Below are 16,875 nucleotides of genomic sequence, written 5' to 3'. Positions count from 1 at the left end.
GATGCGAGTCCCTCACTGGGCGCTTTGAAAACCTTCGAGAACGTTCACGGCGTTGATGCCGATTTCCTCTACCGCGTAACCGCCTTCCATGACGAACAGCGTCGGCTTGCCGAGGGCGGCGATGCGCTTGCCCATGGCCAGGTAATCCGGGCTGTCGAGTTTGAATTGCGAGATCGGGTCGTCCTTGAAAGTGTCCACGCCCAGGGACACCACGATGATGTCGGCGTCATAGCTGTGGATCTCGTTGCAGGCCTGCTCCAGGGCTGCGCTCCACACATCCCAGCCGCTGCCGGCAGCCAGCGGGTAGTTGAAGTTGAAGCCTTCCCCGGCGCCTTCGCCGCTTTCGTCGGCATAGCCCAGGAAGAACGGGAACTCGGCTTCCGGGTGGCCGTGGATCGAGGTGAAGAGCACGTCGCTGCGCGCGTAGAAGATCGACTGGGTGCCGTTGCCGTGGTGGTAGTCGACATCGAGGATCGCGACTTTCTTGTGGCCCTGGTCGAGGAAGGCCTGGGCGGCGATGGCCGCGTTGTTCAGGTAGCAGTAGCCGCCCATCAGGTCGCTGGCGGCGTGGTGTCCTGGTGGCCGGCACAGGGCAAAGGCGCTGCGGGCACCGCGCTGGATCACCGCCTGGGCGGTGAGGGCCACTTGCGCTGCGCTGTAGGCCGCCTGCCAGGTGCCGGCGGTGATCGGCGCGCCGCCGTCGAAGCTGTAGTAGCCGAGCTGGCCATGGAGGCTGGTGGGAATCACGCTGCGCAGGGTGCGCGCCGGCCAGGTGTAGGGCAGCAGGTCGCCGTCGATGCCCTGTGCCGCCCAGCGCTCCCAGGCGCCTTTGAAGAAGTCCAGGTAGGCCCGGCTGTGGATGCGTTCGATGGGCCCCAGGCCGAAGTCCTTGGGCGCCTCTACCGGGCCAAGGTTGCGGTACTTCACCCGGTCCAGCACATGGTCGGCCCGGGAAGGCATTTCAAAGCAGGGCATCAATTGCCCGTCGATAAGTTCACAACGGCCGTGGTGCAGGTGGTGATCGTCCGAGTAGATCGTCAGCATTTTCTTGTTCTCCGCAGGCTGATTCGGTGGATCACAGTCTTGCGGGGCGCGGGGTTTCGGAGAACGGCAGGAGCGGCCAAAAGGGGATTGATCTGGCCAAAGTGTTTGACCGAAATTCGCCCCTTAAAGAGGCAGGGCGCCCCGTTGCGGGGCGCCGTCCGGTTCAACTGGCGGGCGGGGTGGGAACGAAACGCTGCAGCACCTTGAGCATGTCCTCGCGTTTTTTCCGGGCGATGGCTTCCAGCAACAGCGCGTAGCCCTTTTTCTCGCAGTGCTGGCCGACATTGGGATCGGCGCCTTTTTCCAGCAGCAGGGTGAACAGGTCCAGGGTGTCCCGTTGGCTGACGTAGGGCGCCTTGTCGTCCGCGGAGGTCTTGTCGGCCACCAGGGTCAGCAGGCTCTCGCCGACGGGCTGGTTGTAGCAGGTGCCACGGCCGTAGCTCAGGTTGAGGTTGGCACCAGCGGCTATCAGTTGTCGCACGGCCTCGTAGTTGTTGCCCGAGAACGCCCGATACAGCGCGGTTTCACCATCGTCGGTTCTGCGCCGGTCGAGGTTTTGCGGGTGTTGCAGCAGCCAAGTGAAGCCTTGCAGGCTGCGCTTGTTCTCGGCCATCTGCATCAGGGGCGTCTGGCCCTGGCTGTCCGGCTCGTCGACGGCGACGCCAGCGTCGATGAGGAACTTCAGGCGCCCGCCCTGGCTCAGGTCGGGGCTGTCGCCCAGGTCGCGGCGCATGGCCAGGGTCGCCAGGGTGGTCCAGTTGTACAGGCCGCTGGTGTGGGCGCCGTGCTCCAGCAGCAGCCGGGCGATGTCCAGGCGCGGGGCGTCCAGGGCGTGCAGCAAGGCGTTGCGACCATCGTCGGCCATGACCTCGCCGCTGATGCCACTGGCCAGCAGGCGCTGCACTTCGGCCAGGTCGCCGGCATCCACCGCGTCCACCAGCGGCCAGAAGGCCTGGCAGTCCCGGGGGTTGGCGGCGTTCAGGCCCAAGCGCTGCAGGACCCGGGGCGGGATGCTCATCTGGCGCTTCAGGCGCAGGCCGCAATACACCCGGTAACCCTCGATGGCCCGGCCCTGGTGGATGTTGTCCTGCGTGCGTTGTTGGTAGATCGCCCAGTCCAGGTCCGCCAGGTTGAGGTAGGTCGGCATGCGTCCGGGGTCGCGGCGCAGCACTTCCTTGAGCCAGGGGCGGGCGGTCCTCAGGTGCCCGGCTTCGCTGGTCCAGTAGGCGATGTCGTTGAGCAGGCCGGCGTATTCACGGCGCTCGGTGGCGATGCTGCGAAAGTCATGGGTGACGAAGAAGTCCTCCACCCGGTTGATGCCCGGTTGCTTGTCCTTGGCGGTGCGCAGTTGTTCGTGCAGCGCGCGGAACGCTTTCCAGATGCTGTCCGGGTTCGAGGCTGGCGCTGGCACAAAGGCGTTGACGGTGATCGGCCCGCTGCCTTGGGTGAAAGGGCGGAACCACGGCGGGAATGTCTCCAGGGCCTGCAACCACTGCCGCCCGGTTTCCTCGCTGATGGGCTGCAGCGGGGTGAACTCCATCTGGGTCAGGTCCCGGCGGTGACTGATCGCCAGCAGCGGGCGCTGCGGATCACGTTGGTCGATCAGCAGGTAGCGTCGGCTGAGTTGCCAATCGCTGGGCTCCTGGCACTTGAAGTCGAGCGAGGTCAGGGTGATGCCGGTGTCCAGGGTATTGCTCGTGGGCCAGTTGTCGGCGACTGGCACCGGATACTCCGGGGCCGCACAGGCCCGTAGTTCTTCGGGGCTGAACAGGGCCATGGGCGGCGATTTGTAGACCCGCTGCTGGTACTTCAGGTCCTGATAGGCGTTGAGGTAGAACAGCCCGCGGTACTGGCTCAGGACGATCCGCGCCGGCACTCGCTCCCGGCCCGGCACGGGGAACGGCTTGAGTTGCAGGGTGGCGGTTTCCGGGTAGTCGATGACGAAGTAGCGAGCCATTCCCGACCATTTGATCGCGCCCAGGTCCAGGTCGAAGGCCTGGGCGGCGGGTGCGCCAGCCAGCAGCGCCAGCGCCAGGCCAAGCCCGCGAATGCCGATGCGCCGGGCGATGGCGCCTGAGAATAGCTTCAACGTTGCAGTCCCTTGCCGGTAGAAAGCTCGGCAATGTAATGCAATCGGCGCCGTTGTGCCGGGCTTTGTTTCAGGGGCTCAGCGGGTTCGGCGCCACGCCTCAAAGGCGAAACGCCGTCGCCGGCGGTGGCGGCGCAAAGCCTTGCAGCACCTTGAGCATGTCGTCGCGCTTGCGCCGGGCCATGATCTCCAGCAGCCAGGTGTAGCCGTTGTTCTTGCAGTAGCGGCCGACGTTGGGGTCGGCGCCTTTTTCCAGCAGCAGGGTGAACATGTCCAGGCTCTGTTGCTGGCTGACCCAGGGATTGATGACCTCGGGCGAGCCCTGTTCGGCGACGATCATCAGCAGGCTTTGGCGAACCGGCTGCTGTGCGCAGAAACCGCGGCCGTAGCTCAGGTTGAGGTTGGCACCGGCCTCTATCAGTTCTCTGGCAGCGGCGTAGTTGCCGCCCTTGAGCGCCAGAAACAGTGCGGTTTCGCCGTCTGGCCCGCTGCGCTTGTCGAGGTCTTGCGGGCGTTGCAGCAACCAGTTGAAGCGCTCGATGTCGTCGCGTTCCTTGGCCATGGCCTGCAGCGCGGTGCCGCCCTGGGCATCCTGCTCATCGATGGCAGCACCGGCTTGCAGCAGGAAGTTCAGGCGCTTGGCCTGGTTCAGGTCGGGGTTGTCCTTGAGGTCGCGGCGCATGGCCAGGACCACCTGGGTGCGGCCGTTGTACTGACCCTGTGGACGGGCGCCATGGGCCAGCAACAGCCGGGCGATGTCCAGGTCGGGTTTATCCAGGGCGTGCAACAGCGCCGGGCGCCCATCGGCGGCGATCACGTCGCCGCTCAGGCCGTTCTCCAGCAGGCGCCGGACTTCGCCCGCGTCACCCTGGTCCACCGCCGTCACCAGCGGCCAGGCGCTTTGGCAGGCCGGTTCGCTGGGTGCCTCAAGGCCCAGGCGCTGGGTGACCCTGGCGGGGACCCCAAGCTGGCGTTGCAGGCGCAGTCCGCAATACAGCCGATAGTTCTCCATGGCCCGGCCCCGGTGCCGGGTGTCTGCGGGCTGCTGTTGGTACAGGCGCCAATCCAGGTCCGCCAGATTGAGGTAGGTCGGCATGCGCCCTGGGTCGCGACGCAGCACGTACGCCAGCCACGGTCGGGCGCTCTGCAACTGGCCGGCCTCGGTGGCCCAATAGGCGATGTCGTTGAGCAGGCCCGGGTAGGTACTGCGCTCGGGGGCGATCGCGCGAAAGTCATGACGGTTGAAGAACTCTTCCACCCGGGCGATGCCCGGAGCCTTGTCTTTGGCATCGCGCAATTGCGTGTGCAGCTGGCGAAATTCTGTCCAGACCTGCTCCGCGCTGGGCGGCGGCGCATAGGGCTTGACGCGCAGCTGGCCGCGGCTGGCGTCAAAGGGTTCCAGCAGCTTCGGGTACTTCTGCAGGGCTTGCAGCCATTGCTGCTGCAGTTCGGGGCTGATCGGTTGCTGCGGGGTGAAGTCGATCTGTGCCTCGCCCTGACGCTGACCGATGGCCAGCAGCGGCCGCTGGGGATCGCGGCTGTCCACCAGCAGATAGCGATTGCTCAACTCCCAGCCTGGGCTCTGGCAGTCGAAACTCAGTTTGGTCAGGCTCAGGGCGGCTTCCAGCTGCTTGCTCGGCGGCCAGTTGTCCGTGGCTCCAACGGGTCGCTGCTCGGGCACGCAGGCCTGTAGTTCCTGGGCGTTGAACAGCGGCAGGGGCGGCGATTTGTAGACCCGCTGCCGGTACTGACCATCCGCATAGCCGTTGAGGTAGAACAGGCCGTGGTATTGGCTGAGGATCACCCGTGCCGGCGCTTGGGCCAGCCCGGGCAGGGGAAAGGGTTCGAGTTGCAGGGTGGCGGTTTCCGGATCGTCCAGGAGGATGCTGCTCTGCATCTCCCACCAGCGGATTTTGGACAGCTCGAAGGCTTGGGCGAGGGGGAGGCCGGCTAGCAGCACCAGCGCCAGGCACCCCCCGCGAATACCGATGCGCCGGGCGATGGCGCCTGTGATTAGGTTCAAGCTTGCAGTCCCTTGCCGGTTTCAAAGGTCGGCAATGTAATGCAATCCGCAGCTTTATGTCGGGGTTTGTCTCAGGGCCGGAACTGGCTCGGCGCCACACCGCTCCAGCGGATGAAGGCATGGCGAAAGCTCGCGGTTTCACTGAAGCCCAGGGCTTCGGCAATCCGGTAGATGGGCAGCTGGTCTTCGCAGAGCATCTGCTTGGCCCGCTCGAAGCGCAGCTCGTCCAGCAGTTCCTGATAGCTGCAACCCAGGTCCCGTAGATGGCGGCGCAGGGTCCGGGCCGAGCAGTTCATCTGTTCCGCCAGCCCCTCCAGCCCCGGCGCGGCGTCCAGTTGCGCCGCCAGCAGCTGGCGGATGCGCCCCAGCCAGGCCTGGCGCCCGGTGAACTCGGTGTTCTGCTTGCGGCAGCGTTCGGCCATGGCCTGGTGGGTGATGGCATCCGCCAGGGGCAGGGGGTGTTCGAGCCATTGCTGGTCGAAGGCGAAGGCGTTGCTGCGGGCGTTGAACTGCAGCGGACAGTCGAAGGCTTCGCGGTAGCGCCGTTGATAGTCCGGTGCCGGATAGTCGAAGCGCGCCCCCAGCAGCGGCAGCGGGTGGCCCAGCAAGTCGTCGCAGATGACCTTCAGCGACACCAGGCAGAACTCGGTATTGAACGCCGCCAGGGCCGGGCTTTCGCGGTAGCCGGCGGCGGTGAACCAGATGCGCGGGCCGTCGGCTTCCAGGCTCAGTTCGAAAAGTGTTCCCATCAGCGCCGGATAGCGCATGGCCAGGCGCAAAGCGTCACCTAAGGTGGCACTGGTGAGCAGGGCATAGCCGAGCATGCCGTAAGAGGAAACGTGCATGCGCCGGCCCAGTTCCAGGCCGATATCCCGTTGCAGGGCCACGGCATTGGCGCACACCAGCATCTCCTGGTTGGTGGTGATGCGAGTGTCGGCGCGGCTCAGGTCGGCGGGGTTGATGCCGCTGCCGGCCAGCAGCGCGTCGCTGTCCTGGCCCTGCTCCTTGAAGGTATTGAGGACCAGTGAAACCGCATTGAGGGTGGTGAGGTGCGAGTGCAGCATGCGCAGATTCCAGCCTGGGGAAGACCCTTAACCGGAGCAAGTTGCATGCCGCCCCGCATCTGCGGGTGCCGGAGCTGGTTGTAGGAGCTGGCTTGCCAGCGAAGAGGCCCTCAAGACCGCCTTCGCCGGCAAGCCGGCTCCTACAGAGTGTTCAGGCCAGTTCGCCGCACAGGTCCAGTTCCACCAGGCGCCGCACTTCGCTGTTGGCCAGCCCGGCACCGAGCAGCGCATTGAGCTTGCCGAACGCCGCTTCGCGAGTCATGCCGCCACCAGACAGCACGCCCACGCCGCGCAGGCGGCTGCCGGCTTCGTAGATGTCCAGCTCCACACCGCCTTCATGGCACTGGGTCACCGCCACCACGACGATGCCTTGCTCCTGTGCGCGCTTGAGACTGGCCAGGAACGCCGGGTTGTCGCTGGGCCCGGTGCCGCTGCCGAAGCACTCCAGGACCAGGGCCTGGATGCCGCTGTCGAGCACGCCGTCCAGCAGCTCGGCGCCGATGCCGGGGAACAGCGGCAGCACGCCGACCTTGGCCAGTTGCTTGGCCTGGCGGTAATCAAGCGCCGACGGAATCGCTTCGGCCTTTGCGCCGCCGCCATTGCGTTGCAGGGCGGCGAACGGGTGCCGGCCGAAACTGCGGATTTTCGCGCAGCGGGTCGGGGCCAGCAGTTCGCCGTGGAAGTACAGGTGCACCCCCGGTGCCAGGCCCTGGCCCAGGGCCAACAGGGCGCCACTGAGGTTTTCCCAGGCGTCGCTGTCAGGCACACCGGCCGGCAGCATCGAGCCGGTGAACAGCACCCGCGCTGGCAGCCCCAGCAACTGGAAGCTCATGGCGGCGGCGCTGTAGGCCAGGGTGTCGGTGCCGTGGAGGATCAGCACGCTGTCGCAACCCTGATCCACGGCTTCGACCACCGCTGCACGCAGGCGCTGCCAGTAGTCGGGGGTCATGTTGGCGCTGTCGATCAGCGGCGCCATCTCGCGAAAGCGCCAGGCCGGCACCACCAGTTCGGGCTGGCTGTCGAGGTAGGCGCGCATGCGCACGTCGAAACCGGACGCCGGGGCCAGGCCGTCGGCGCTGGCCTGCATGCCGATGGTGCCACCGGTGTAGAGCACCATGACGTGCTGGGCGGCAGGGTAGGTCGAAGGGTTCATGGGATTCTCCGAAACGGTGAGTTCCTGTGGGAGCGGGCAAGCCCGCTCGCACATTTATCGCACTGTAACCGACGGGTGCAGAGGATGCGCCCGTCGTTCACCCGTCAGCGTTGCGCTGCGGGCACGCCTTGCGGCTCGGCCTGGGTGGCGGCCGAAGGTTCCGCGGGCCAGGCCTTCAGGTCCAGGTCCAGATCGGCGAATTTGCGCGAGTCGAACACCGGCTGGTCGACACCGGCGCGGCGCTGCTCGTCGTAGTCGCGCATCACCCGCAGGCCGACCTTGAACAGCATGGCCAGGGCCACCAGGTTGACGAAGGCCAGGCAGGTCATGGTGATGTCGGCGAAGGCGAACACGGTCGAGAGGTTCTGCATCGAACCCCAGACCACCAGCGCCAGCACCAGGCCGCGGAACAGCATCAACACAGTGCGGTTGCGGGTGAGGAACTGCAGGCTGTTCTCGCCCAGGTAGTAGTTGTAGAGGATGCAGGTGAAGACGAACAACGACAGCGCGACACTGACGAACACGCGGCCCCAGTCACCGACCACGGCGGCCAGCGAGTTCTGGGTCAGGACGATGCCGTCGCCTTCGAAGCCCGGGGTGTAGAAGCCCGACAGCAGGATCAGCAGCGCGGTGCAGGTGCAGATCACGAAGGTGTCGAGGAACACGCTGAAGGCCTGGACCACGCCCTGGGCGCCCGGGTGCTTCACGGCGGCCACGGCGGCCACGTTCGGCGCACTGCCCAGGCCCGCTTCGTTGGCGAACACGCCACGCTTCACGCCCATGACGATGGCGCTGCCGAGCAGGCCAGCGAAGGCCGGGTCGAGGCCGAAGGCGCTCTTGATGATGGTTTCCAGCATGGCCGGCACGTGTTCGATCTGGGTGCCGATCACGTACAGGGTCACGGCGATGTAGGCCAGGGTCTTGATCGGGACCAGCAGGTCGGACACCGCGGCGATGCGCTTGATGCCGCCGATGAAGGTGATGGCCAGCAGCACCGCCAGGACGATGCCGGTGTGGCGTGGGTCGAAGGCAAAGGCGTCCTGCAGCGAGTGCGTCACGGTGTAGGACTGCAGGCCGATGAAGGCGAAGCCGTAGGTGACCAGCAGCAGGATCGAGAACACCACCGCCATGCCTTTGAGCTTCAGGCCGTGCTGGATGTAGTAGGCCGGGCCACCACGGTACAGGCCGTCGCCGTCGGCGCGCTTGTAGACCTGGGCCAGGGTGCATTCGAAGAAGCTGCTGGACATGCCGACCAGCGCGGTCACCCACATCCAGAACACCGCGCCCGGGCCACCCAGGGTCACGGCGATGCCGACGCCGGCGATGTTGCCTGCACCCACCCGGCCGGCGAGGCTGAGCATCAGCGCCTGGAACGAGCTGAGCTGGCCGCCGCTGCTTTTCAGGCTGTCGCGGAACACCGCGAACATATGGAGGAAATGGCGCAATTGAACGAAACGCGAGCGGATCGTGAAGTAGCTGCCGAGCCCGACAATGAGCACGATCAGTACTTTCCCTGAGAGGAAGTCGTTGATGACTTCGAGCATGGATTATTCCTCGCTGTTTTTTGTGTAGGCAAAAGCAGAGCGGACGGAAACATTCAGTTACACCGCTGATTGCACGCACGGCAAGGCGGTGGGGCGAGCGTTCGTCCCGGTTCTATATTTCGCGGGTTGTTATTAGTTCGGGTTTCCCGTGGGGGTGAGCCTCGTTACCGACGGCTGTCCACGTGAAGAGGGGGCGCACTATACCGGTGCGCGGGCTCGCCGTCTGCATGTTGCGTGTCGAGCCGAGGAACGGCAGTGCTGGCGGGAGGCTGAATCGGTTCTGGTCCTGCCCGGCAAACCCCGCGAACAGGGGCTCCAAGGGGCCCGTATCATCCCCGCGAGCCCCCTGGTAATCGCAGGCGCTGGCTGGCCAGCGAAGGGGGCCGCTTGAGCAGTGTCCGTCTTGAAGCCCTGTTCGCCGGCCAGCCGGCTTGCGGGGCTACAGCCAGAATTCCTCTCGGCGTTCTTGGAAGTCCTTCAGTTCACCCTGCTCCAGCAACTGGCGAATCCACGGCCCCAGCAGATCCAGCGAGCTGTCCAGAGGCGTGGGCCGCTGCCAGCGCAGTGGCACCTGGGCAAAGCGCTGCTGGTTGGCGCTGACTTTTTCCAGGATCTGCCGGTCCTGCTTGAGGATCACCTTGAACAAGGGTTGCAGCACGCCGCGTTTGAGCCAGCCCGGCAGGCGGCCCTGGGCTGTGGCGATGCGGGCGAACAGCCGCAGTTGGCCCTCGGCGGCCGGGCTCAGCCAGGCGCTGACCAGCAGGTTGAGCCGGCCCTGGCGGTCGCGGTATTCGATTTCCGCCAGCCCCGGCAGGCGAAAGCGGCCCATGCTGAGGCCGCGTTCGCCTTCGAACAGCCGCGAAATCAGTCCGGATTGGGTGCCTTCTTCGCTGTATTGGGCTTCGACCCCGTCTTCGAGCTGATGCACCCAGGCGCTAATGCGCTGGCGCTGGCGGTCGTGGCGAATCCAGCCGGCATGCACGAAGTGGGTGTGGAAACCGTCGAGGAAGTTCTCCGCGGCGTCCTGCAAGCTGCACTGCACCCGGTCGTTGATCCAGAACACATCCAGGGCCTGGGCTTGCTCGGCGGCGGCCACTGGCGGCTCTTCCGGCCGCTCGCTGGCAAGGCTGGCCCACACCAGCCCCTGGGCTTCGCAGCTGTGCAGCGGCTGCAGCAAGGGCTGGCTGCACCGCTGCTGCTCCTGGCCGGGCAGCTGAGTGCAACGGCCCTGGGGATCGAAGCGCCAGCCGTGGTAGGGGCACTGGATCTGCCCGTCGCGCACCCGGCCGGCGCTCAGGGGCGCAAAGCGGTGAGGGCAACGGTCCGGCAGCACCGCGGCGGCGCCGTCGGCGTCGCGAAACAGCACCAGCGGCACGCCGTGCAGGGTGCAGGCCAGAGGTTGCTTGTGCAGGTGCCGGCTCAGGGCGACGGGCCACCAGCCCGAGTGACTGTTCACAGTTTGAGCTTCCTCATCAGCGGTACGCCGATCCGTTGCAGCAGCAGGCCCATCAGTTGCCACACCAGGCGCCTTGGCCAGGGCAGGTGGGCGACGTGGATCAGGCTGTATTCGATCTCTGGCTCACCGCCGCGCAGGCGTTTGAAGGCGGCGGCGCCGGAGCTGAAGTTGAGCACCTGACGACGGTTCACCGCCTCTTGCAGGCACAGCCTGGTCAGTTGCCGGTACAGACCGGCGCGCTGGGGCAGGGCGGTGTCGTAGCCGACGATGGGCGTGCTGATCAGGGCGCTGTTGGCGAACCAGCCCAGGGCGCCGTCGATGCGCCCTTCGGCGTTGCGCAGGGCGCGCACCTCCAGCCAGCCTTCGGCCTGCCCGCGTTGCAGCCAGTGGGCGCTGTAGTGGGGGTTGAGGCGGCTGTATTTGTCCAGGTACAGCAGGTTGTACAGCTGTTCGATGCGCTGGAAGTCAGCCTCGTTCAACTCGCTGCCGGGCACCACCGTATACGGGCTGCGGCGCAGCAGGGTGGCATCCAGGCGAGTGTTGTGGTGGCGCAGGAAGGCTGAATGTTCGCCCTCGCGGCCGTCGAACAAGTACACCTGACGGCTGGGAATCGCTAGGTAGCCCAGGGCTTGCAGGCGCTTGCGCAGTTCGCGGTTGTTGAAGTCGTTGAGCGAGCGAAAGCCAAAGCCGTGGTCGGGAAACTGCCGGCGCAGCAGTTCGGTGATCGCCGGCAAATCCGCGCCGTCCCAATCGGCGGGGTAGAGGTTGGTCGACAACAGCCAGTTATTGACCTGCACCAAACGGTCGACCTTGGCCGCGCTCAGTAGCCGGTCCACTCCCTGGGTCAGCAGCTTCAAGGGCCAGGCCAGCCAGGGCCGTTTCAGGCGCTGCAGTTCTTCCCGGGCATAGCCGCTGTAGGCGGTTTGCGGCGAGACCACGTAGCAGTTATCCACAGGGTCGTGGCCGTGGTTGATGCTCACCGGGAACTGCTGGCGGCCGGTGTCCAGCAGGGCCAGGGCGGTGCTGACATTGCCGATCAGCGCGCCGCCGGCGCAGGTACGCACGTACCGCCGGGCGTGGCTGTCGCCGGCGCTCGGGGGCTCAAGGGCCAGTTGCTCGGGCAGCAACAGTTTCATCGGCGCGGCGCTCCCAGGGGCTGGCCGTTCCACTCGATATCGGCGGTGGAGGCGGCCAGCAGCCCGCAACGGCGGGTCAGGGCGCGGCCGATGATCTCGCTCAGGCTCAGCAGCTGGGCGGTCAGCGGGCCGCGATCGCCGTCCTGGACGATCACGTCCCGGGCTTGTTGGTAGTCGTGCCAGAACTCGCGGCTCAAGAGCCGTGACGGCGCCGCCAGAAGCAGCATGGCCAGGGCGATCATCCGGGGTTCCAGGGTCGCCTCCAGCGTTGCGTCGGCTTCGCTGCCCAGCGCCGCTACCAACGGCACCCGCTGATCGTCGAACAGGTGCACGCCGCTGGTGGCCCTGGGGTTGCACTCCAGCACGTGGAAGCGGCCCTGCTGGTCCTCGATAAAGTCAAAACCCACCTGCCCGGTGTAGCCGGTGGCCCGGCCGAACTGCTCCAGAAACGCACGGATCGGCGCTGGGGCACAGCTGTGGAAGTAGATCCCCGAGCCGCGCCCGACCCGGTAGCGCGGCTGATAGCTGCTGTGGGCGCGTAACTGGCCGTCCACCAGCACGCTGAAGCTGCAGTACTCCTGGCCGGGGACAAAGCGCTGGGCCACCCAGGGCGCATCGCTACTGGGCCGCACTTTCGCCAGTTGCGCCGGGCTCGGGCGGATCAGGGTCTGGGAGGCGAAGCGCGAATAGGCCGGCTTGAACACCAGGGCGTCGTGCTCCGCCGCCAGCGCTTGCAACGCGGCCGGGTCATGCAGCACTTGGGTCGGCGGCGCGGCCACGTCCCAGCCCTGGGTCATGGCAGCAAAATCGCCCTTGTGATGCAGGCGGTGCAGCAGCTCGAAATCACTGGTGAACACCCGGCACAAAGGCCGCAGGCGCTCCAGGCCGTGGGCCAGGTAGAACACCTCTTCGCAGGTCGGCAGCAGCAGGTCGATGGCCTGTTGGCGGATGACCTCGGCCAGGGCTTCGATCCAGGCATCCGGGTCGTGGCGCGGCTCCGGCAGGCGCACGAAGTGCTCGGCGGCGCGGCTGAAACGGCTCAGGGGCTGGGCCAGGGAATCGGCCACGGTCACCGTCCAGCCGGCTTGGCTAAAGGCCCGGGCCCATTCCAGACAGGCCGGGGCCCGGGCGCCGAGAATCAATACACGCATGGCAGTCCCTCGGGCAGTTGCAGCATCAGCAGGCGGCGTCTTTTCGCGTGTGGCGGCGGTGCCTGCCAGTGGCCGAAGCTCAGCTGAGGCGCCTGCAGCCCTTGTTGCGCGCAGAGTTCGGCCAGGGCCTCGCTCAAGCGCTGGCACAGCCCGTGGTAGTCGCCGCGGGTGTGCAGGTTGATCTGCCAGAGCAGCCCGCGCTGGTGAATTTCGTATTCCTCAAGCGCCGCCCCGAGCATCAGCAGGGCCCGGCGCAATACGTCAGGGTAGAGCGGTGCCAGCTGCGGGCCGTCGAGCCGGGGCAGCCAGAGGATCTCGTCGGCGCGGCCTTCCACGGCGGCGATGGCCCGCTCCGCACGGCCACAGGGGCAGGGCGCGCTGGCCACCCGCAGAATGTCGTTGAGGCGATAACGCACGATCAGCTGCGTACGCCGGGAAAAGTCGGTGATGATCGGCTGGAAGCGCGTGCGCTCAGGGTCCAGCCATTGCGGTTCGATATGCAGGTGGCTTTCATTCAGGTGCAGGGTGCCGGCCTCGCAGGTGTAGCCGAGAAAGCCTTCGCTGGCCTGATAGATCTGCTGCGGCTTGCGCCCGAAGGCTTGCTGCACCAGCTCGGCGTCAGTGCTTTCCAGCACTTCGGCCACCGACAGGATGTGCCGTGGGCGGATCGTCAGCTGCCCGGCCAGAGCCGCCTGGGCCAGCCCCCGCAGCACCGTGGCCGGGGCCACCAGCACGTCCGGGTTCTGTTGGTTGAGGCGTTGCAGGGAGGCGGTCAGGCCCAGTGTCAGGTCATGAAAGGCGAAGTCGATGCGGCGGCTGGCCAGGGTGGTGTACAGGCGGCTATTGGCCCGCAAGAAGAAGGCGATCCGCAGCGGCGCCAGCCAGGGGCACAGCAGCCGGGGCAACAGCGCCCGGGGCAAGGTGCGCGCCAGCAGGATGCCGGCCCAGCGTTGGCGTTCCACGCTGCTGACCAGGAACACCCCCTGAGCCCCCGAGGTGCCGCTGGACAGGCCCACGGTGATGTCCCCCAGGGTCGGGCTGAAGTCTCGGGAACGCTCCGCCCGCAGAGCTACCGGCAACACCTGTTCCAGGCTCAGGGCGCGGGTGTTGAAGGCAGCGAAATCGCTCATCAGGGTGGCCTTGTCCATGATCGGCAAGCTGTGCAGGCCGTCGTGGGTCAGCCCGTTGAAGCGCTGGCCACGGGGCAGGACTTTGGCCATGAAGTGCTTAAGGCGCCGGGCCTGCCAGGCTTCCAGCCGCTCACGGCGGCGAAAGCGCAGGGCGTAGCGGCTGAAGACGAAGGAGCCGATGCTGTGCAGGGTGCCCAGCAGGCGTTCACTGTTCATTGGCGAACGCCTCCCAGGCCTGGGTGCAATGGGACGGCAGCACTGCCACCGCCGGTTCGCGGCGGATCAGCTGGCCCAGGCCGTGGTAAGTGCGCACGTACTGCTGACGGTCGGCGCTGGCAAACCACAGTGCCGGTGCAGCGGGCAGGCGCTCGGCGCGGCAGGCCGGCACCGACCAGCAGGCGTCGGCCACCAGGAACACCGGTCGGCCCTGGGCGTCGGGGATGAACAGGCCCAACTGGCCTTCGCTGTGCCCGGGCAGCGGCACGCCGATCAGGCTGCTGTCGCCGAACAGGTCCAGGCCTTGCTCGAAGGGCGCCATCCAGCTTGGCAGCGCACAGCTGGGGCTGGCTTCGGCCAGGCGCAGGCGGGCGCTGAAGTCGTCCGGCAGCAAGCCCGGTAGATGGCCGCCGAGGGTGGCGCGCCAACGCTGGCCGCGCAGGCTGTCGATATGCCGGTAATCGGCTTCCAGGGCGATAAAGCGCGCGTTGGCAAAATCCCGCAGCCCGGCGATATGGTCGGCGTGGAAGTGGGAAATGATCACATGGCGGATATCCCCCGGGCCGATGCCCAGCTCATGCAGCTGCGCCCCCAGCTGCTCGGCCACCGGCAACTGCACCGGCACCGCACTGCGGTACAGGCGCTCGGGCAGGGCGCGGGTGGCCTGGAAGAAGTGCTCGGCGTAGCCGGTGTCGTACAAAATCCAGCCGTGCTCCGGGTGCTGGATCAGCCCGCACAAGGCCGGAAACTGCACCGGCGCCAGGCGCCCGCCACGGTCGGCCATGCATTCCAGATGCTGGCACCAGCCGGCCCGGAGGATCTTCAAACTCACGCTGCGGCTCATGCTCGTTGCCTCTGTTGGGCCAGCCACCATTGGGCGTGCTGGGCGATGCCCTGGTCCTGGCTGATCACCGGGCGATAGCCCAGCTCGCGCTGGATGGCGCTGATGTCCAGGGTCTGACTGAAGGCCAGGACGCCTGCGCCGTAGCGGGTGATCAAGGGTTCGGCGCCGTTGCCCAGCCGTGCCTTGAGCTCCAGCAGGCGCGCCACGCCATGCACCAGGGGCCAGGGCAGGCGACGGGTGCGCAGCGGCAGGCGGAAGTGCTCGGCCATCTGTTGCAGCAGGTCCTTGAAGGCCAGCGGCGTGCCATTGCTCAGGTTGTACACGCACAGCGGGCGCGGCAGGGGCCGGGTCAGGGCCAGCCACACCGCGTGCACCAGATTGTCGACGCAGGTCAGGTCCAGCTGCGCCTGGCCGCCGCGCATCAGCGGAATCGCCCCCCGTTGCATCACCCGCAGCAGGCGCGGCATCAGGGTTGCGTCCCAGGGGCCGAACACCGCCCGGGGCCGCAGGATCACGCATTCGGGCAGCTTGGCGTCTGCCAGCAGGGTTTCGGCCTGGGCCTTGCTGCGGGCGTAGTCATTCACCGGTGGTGGCAGCGGCTGGTCTTCGCGGATGCCCAGGCGGTCGCTGAAGTTGAAGTACAAGCTCGGGGTGGAGATATGCACCAGCCGCGGGATGCGGTTCTTGCCGCAGGCGTGGATCACCTCGGCGGTGGAGTCGAGGTTGGCCCGGGCAAACGCCTGGGGCGAACCCCAGGGTGACGACAAGGCGGCGCAATGCACGATGGCGTCATGCTCGCGGCTGGCATCGGCCAGCAGGCGTTTGGCCAACGGGCTGCCGTGCTCCAGGGGCAGCCAGTGCACGGGCGCCGGGCTGTGGGCAATCACCTCGGCCGCCGCCTCGGGATTGCGCCCGCTGAACTGCACCTCGCAGCCTTCGGCGGCCAGCTTCCAGACCAGATGCCGTCCGATAAAACCGGTGCCGCCGGTGACCAGGATCTTCATCAGTACTCCAGGATCATGCCGCCGAGGGACAGGCCCGCGCCTGTGCCGATCAGCATCAGGGTTTGCCCGCGTTGAATGCGCCCGTCACGCACCGCGATATCCAGGGCGGTGGGCAGAGACGCCGCCACCTGATTGCCATGCTGGGCAAAGATATCGATGACCTTGTCCGGCCCCAGGCTCAGGCGTTTGGCCGCATGCTGCATGGCCTGTTGGCTGGCTTGATGGGGGATGATCCAGTCGATCTGCGCAAGGGACAGTGCGGCTTGCTGCAGCAAATCGTCCATCAGTTCGGGCAGGTGCTTGGCCGCGAGGCGGAACACGCCTTTGCCCTGCATGGCGAAGCTGGTCAGGGGCTCGAACGGCACCTGGATGCGCCGCGGATGAAAGCGCGAACCGCCGGCGGGGATCTGGCACAGCGCGGCGCCTTCGGCGTAGGTCTTGAGGCGCGAGGCGAGGATCTTCGGGCCGTCGTCGCCCGCTTCCAGCACCACCGCTGCCGCGCCGTCGCCGAAGATGCCGCAGACTTCCACCTGCTGCCAGTCCAGGCCGCAGGAGGCGATGTCGGCGCACACCAGCAGCACGCGCCGGTAATGCCCGGCCTGGATCGGCCAGGACAGGGTGTCCAGGGCGGCAATAAAGCCCAGGCAGCTGGCGTTGATGTCCATGGCCGGAATACCCGACTGGCCCAGGCCCAGCTCCCGTTGCAGCAGTGCGGCGTTGCAGGGCATGCCCTGGTCCATGGTGCCGCTGGCGCAGACGATCAGGTCCAGTTGGCCAAGCTCCAGGCCCGCCGCGTGCAGGGCCTGGCGCGCGGCACTGGCACCGAGGCTGGCGGCGGTGTCCGCAGGATCGGCGACGTGGCGCTGCTGCACCCCGCTGATGCGCGCCACGCTGCCGGTTTCCAGGCCCAGTTGACGGTCCAGTTCAGCACTGGTGACCACCCGCTGCGGCAGGGCGTGGCCGGTGCCGAGGATGGCCAGGGCGCGGGCCGGGCGGGGGGAGGACGCTGATGTGTGCATGC

The 16,875-nt window shown here is 67.0% G+C and carries 13 protein-coding genes; all 13 read right to left on the bottom strand.

Translation table 11 applies throughout. The features are described 5' to 3' along the window. Positions 1 to 12: 12 nt before the first annotated feature. The 13 genes from WIN67_RS30535 to WIN67_RS30475 all read right to left on the bottom strand — a co-directional run bounded on the left by WIN67_RS30535 (position 13) and on the right by WIN67_RS30475 (position 16,873). Complete coding sequence (locus tag WIN67_RS30535) at positions 13 to 1,044, bottom strand: histone deacetylase family protein (protein ID WP_339070438.1); 1,032 nt, start codon at positions 1,042 to 1,044, stop codon at positions 13 to 15. Positions 1,045 to 1,207: 163 nt separating this feature from the next. Further along, positions 1,208 to 3,133, bottom strand: coding sequence for an ankyrin repeat domain-containing protein (locus tag WIN67_RS30530; RefSeq protein WP_339070437.1), 1,926 nt, complete (start codon positions 3,131 to 3,133; stop codon positions 1,208 to 1,210). A 100-nt stretch (positions 3,134 to 3,233) separates the two neighbouring features. Then, positions 3,234 to 5,156, bottom strand: a complete 1,923-nt coding sequence (locus WIN67_RS30525) for an ankyrin repeat domain-containing protein (RefSeq protein WP_422394643.1) — start codon at positions 5,154 to 5,156, stop codon at positions 3,234 to 3,236. Positions 5,157 to 5,227: 71 nt separating this feature from the next. Continuing rightward, positions 5,228 to 6,220 (bottom strand): AraC family transcriptional regulator, encoded by a 993-nt coding sequence (locus WIN67_RS30520; RefSeq protein WP_170001408.1) that lies wholly within the window; start codon positions 6,218 to 6,220, stop codon positions 5,228 to 5,230. A 151-nt stretch (positions 6,221 to 6,371) separates the two neighbouring features. Further along, positions 6,372 to 7,373 (bottom strand): asparaginase, encoded by a 1,002-nt coding sequence (locus WIN67_RS30515; RefSeq protein WP_102881343.1) that lies wholly within the window; start codon positions 7,371 to 7,373, stop codon positions 6,372 to 6,374. Positions 7,374 to 7,477: 104 nt separating this feature from the next. Then, on the bottom strand, positions 7,478 to 8,917 hold the full coding sequence (locus WIN67_RS30510; RefSeq protein WP_110594185.1) for an alanine/glycine:cation symporter family protein: 1,440 nt from the start codon (positions 8,915 to 8,917) through the stop codon (positions 7,478 to 7,480). A gap of 439 nt (positions 8,918 to 9,356) precedes the next feature. Then, entirely contained in the window at positions 9,357 to 10,373 is a 1,017-nt protein-coding gene (locus WIN67_RS30505; RefSeq protein ID WP_339070435.1) for a Rieske 2Fe-2S domain-containing protein, read from the bottom strand. After that, positions 10,370 to 11,509, bottom strand: a complete 1,140-nt coding sequence (locus WIN67_RS30500) for a hypothetical protein (protein WP_339070434.1) — start codon at positions 11,507 to 11,509, stop codon at positions 10,370 to 10,372. Before WIN67_RS30500 ends, WIN67_RS30505 begins: the two co-directional genes overlap by 4 nt. Next, a complete protein-coding gene (locus WIN67_RS30495) occupies positions 11,506 to 12,660 on the bottom strand; it encodes an ATP-grasp domain-containing protein (RefSeq protein ID WP_339070433.1) in 1,155 nt (384 codons plus the stop codon). The genes WIN67_RS30500 and WIN67_RS30495 overlap by 4 nt, the downstream gene beginning before the upstream one ends. Beyond that, a complete protein-coding gene (locus WIN67_RS30490; protein WP_339070432.1) occupies positions 12,648 to 14,006 on the bottom strand; it encodes a F390 synthetase-related protein in 1,359 nt (452 codons plus the stop codon). The genes WIN67_RS30495 and WIN67_RS30490 overlap by 13 nt, the downstream gene beginning before the upstream one ends. After that, a complete protein-coding gene (locus tag WIN67_RS30485; protein WP_339070430.1) occupies positions 13,996 to 14,850 on the bottom strand; it encodes an MBL fold metallo-hydrolase in 855 nt (284 codons plus the stop codon). The genes WIN67_RS30490 and WIN67_RS30485 overlap by 11 nt, the downstream gene beginning before the upstream one ends. After that, the gene (locus WIN67_RS30480; protein ID WP_339070429.1) at positions 14,847 to 15,854 is read right to left on the bottom strand and encodes an NAD(P)-dependent oxidoreductase; all 1,008 of its coding nucleotides are present in this window, start codon (positions 15,852 to 15,854) and stop codon (positions 14,847 to 14,849) included. Before WIN67_RS30480 ends, WIN67_RS30485 begins: the two co-directional genes overlap by 4 nt. Further along, a complete protein-coding gene (locus WIN67_RS30475) occupies positions 15,854 to 16,873 on the bottom strand; it encodes a beta-ketoacyl-ACP synthase 3 (RefSeq protein WP_339070428.1) in 1,020 nt (339 codons plus the stop codon). The genes WIN67_RS30480 and WIN67_RS30475 overlap by 1 nt, the downstream gene beginning before the upstream one ends. Positions 16,874 to 16,875: the final 2 nt, after the last annotated feature.

It is taken from the genome of Pseudomonas idahonensis, assembly GCF_037903935.1.
Lineage (GTDB): Bacteria > Pseudomonadota > Gammaproteobacteria > Pseudomonadales > Pseudomonadaceae > Aquipseudomonas > Aquipseudomonas danubii.
The sequence above is the reverse complement of the archived record's forward strand: the minus strand, read 5'-3'. Positions and strand labels throughout refer to the sequence as shown.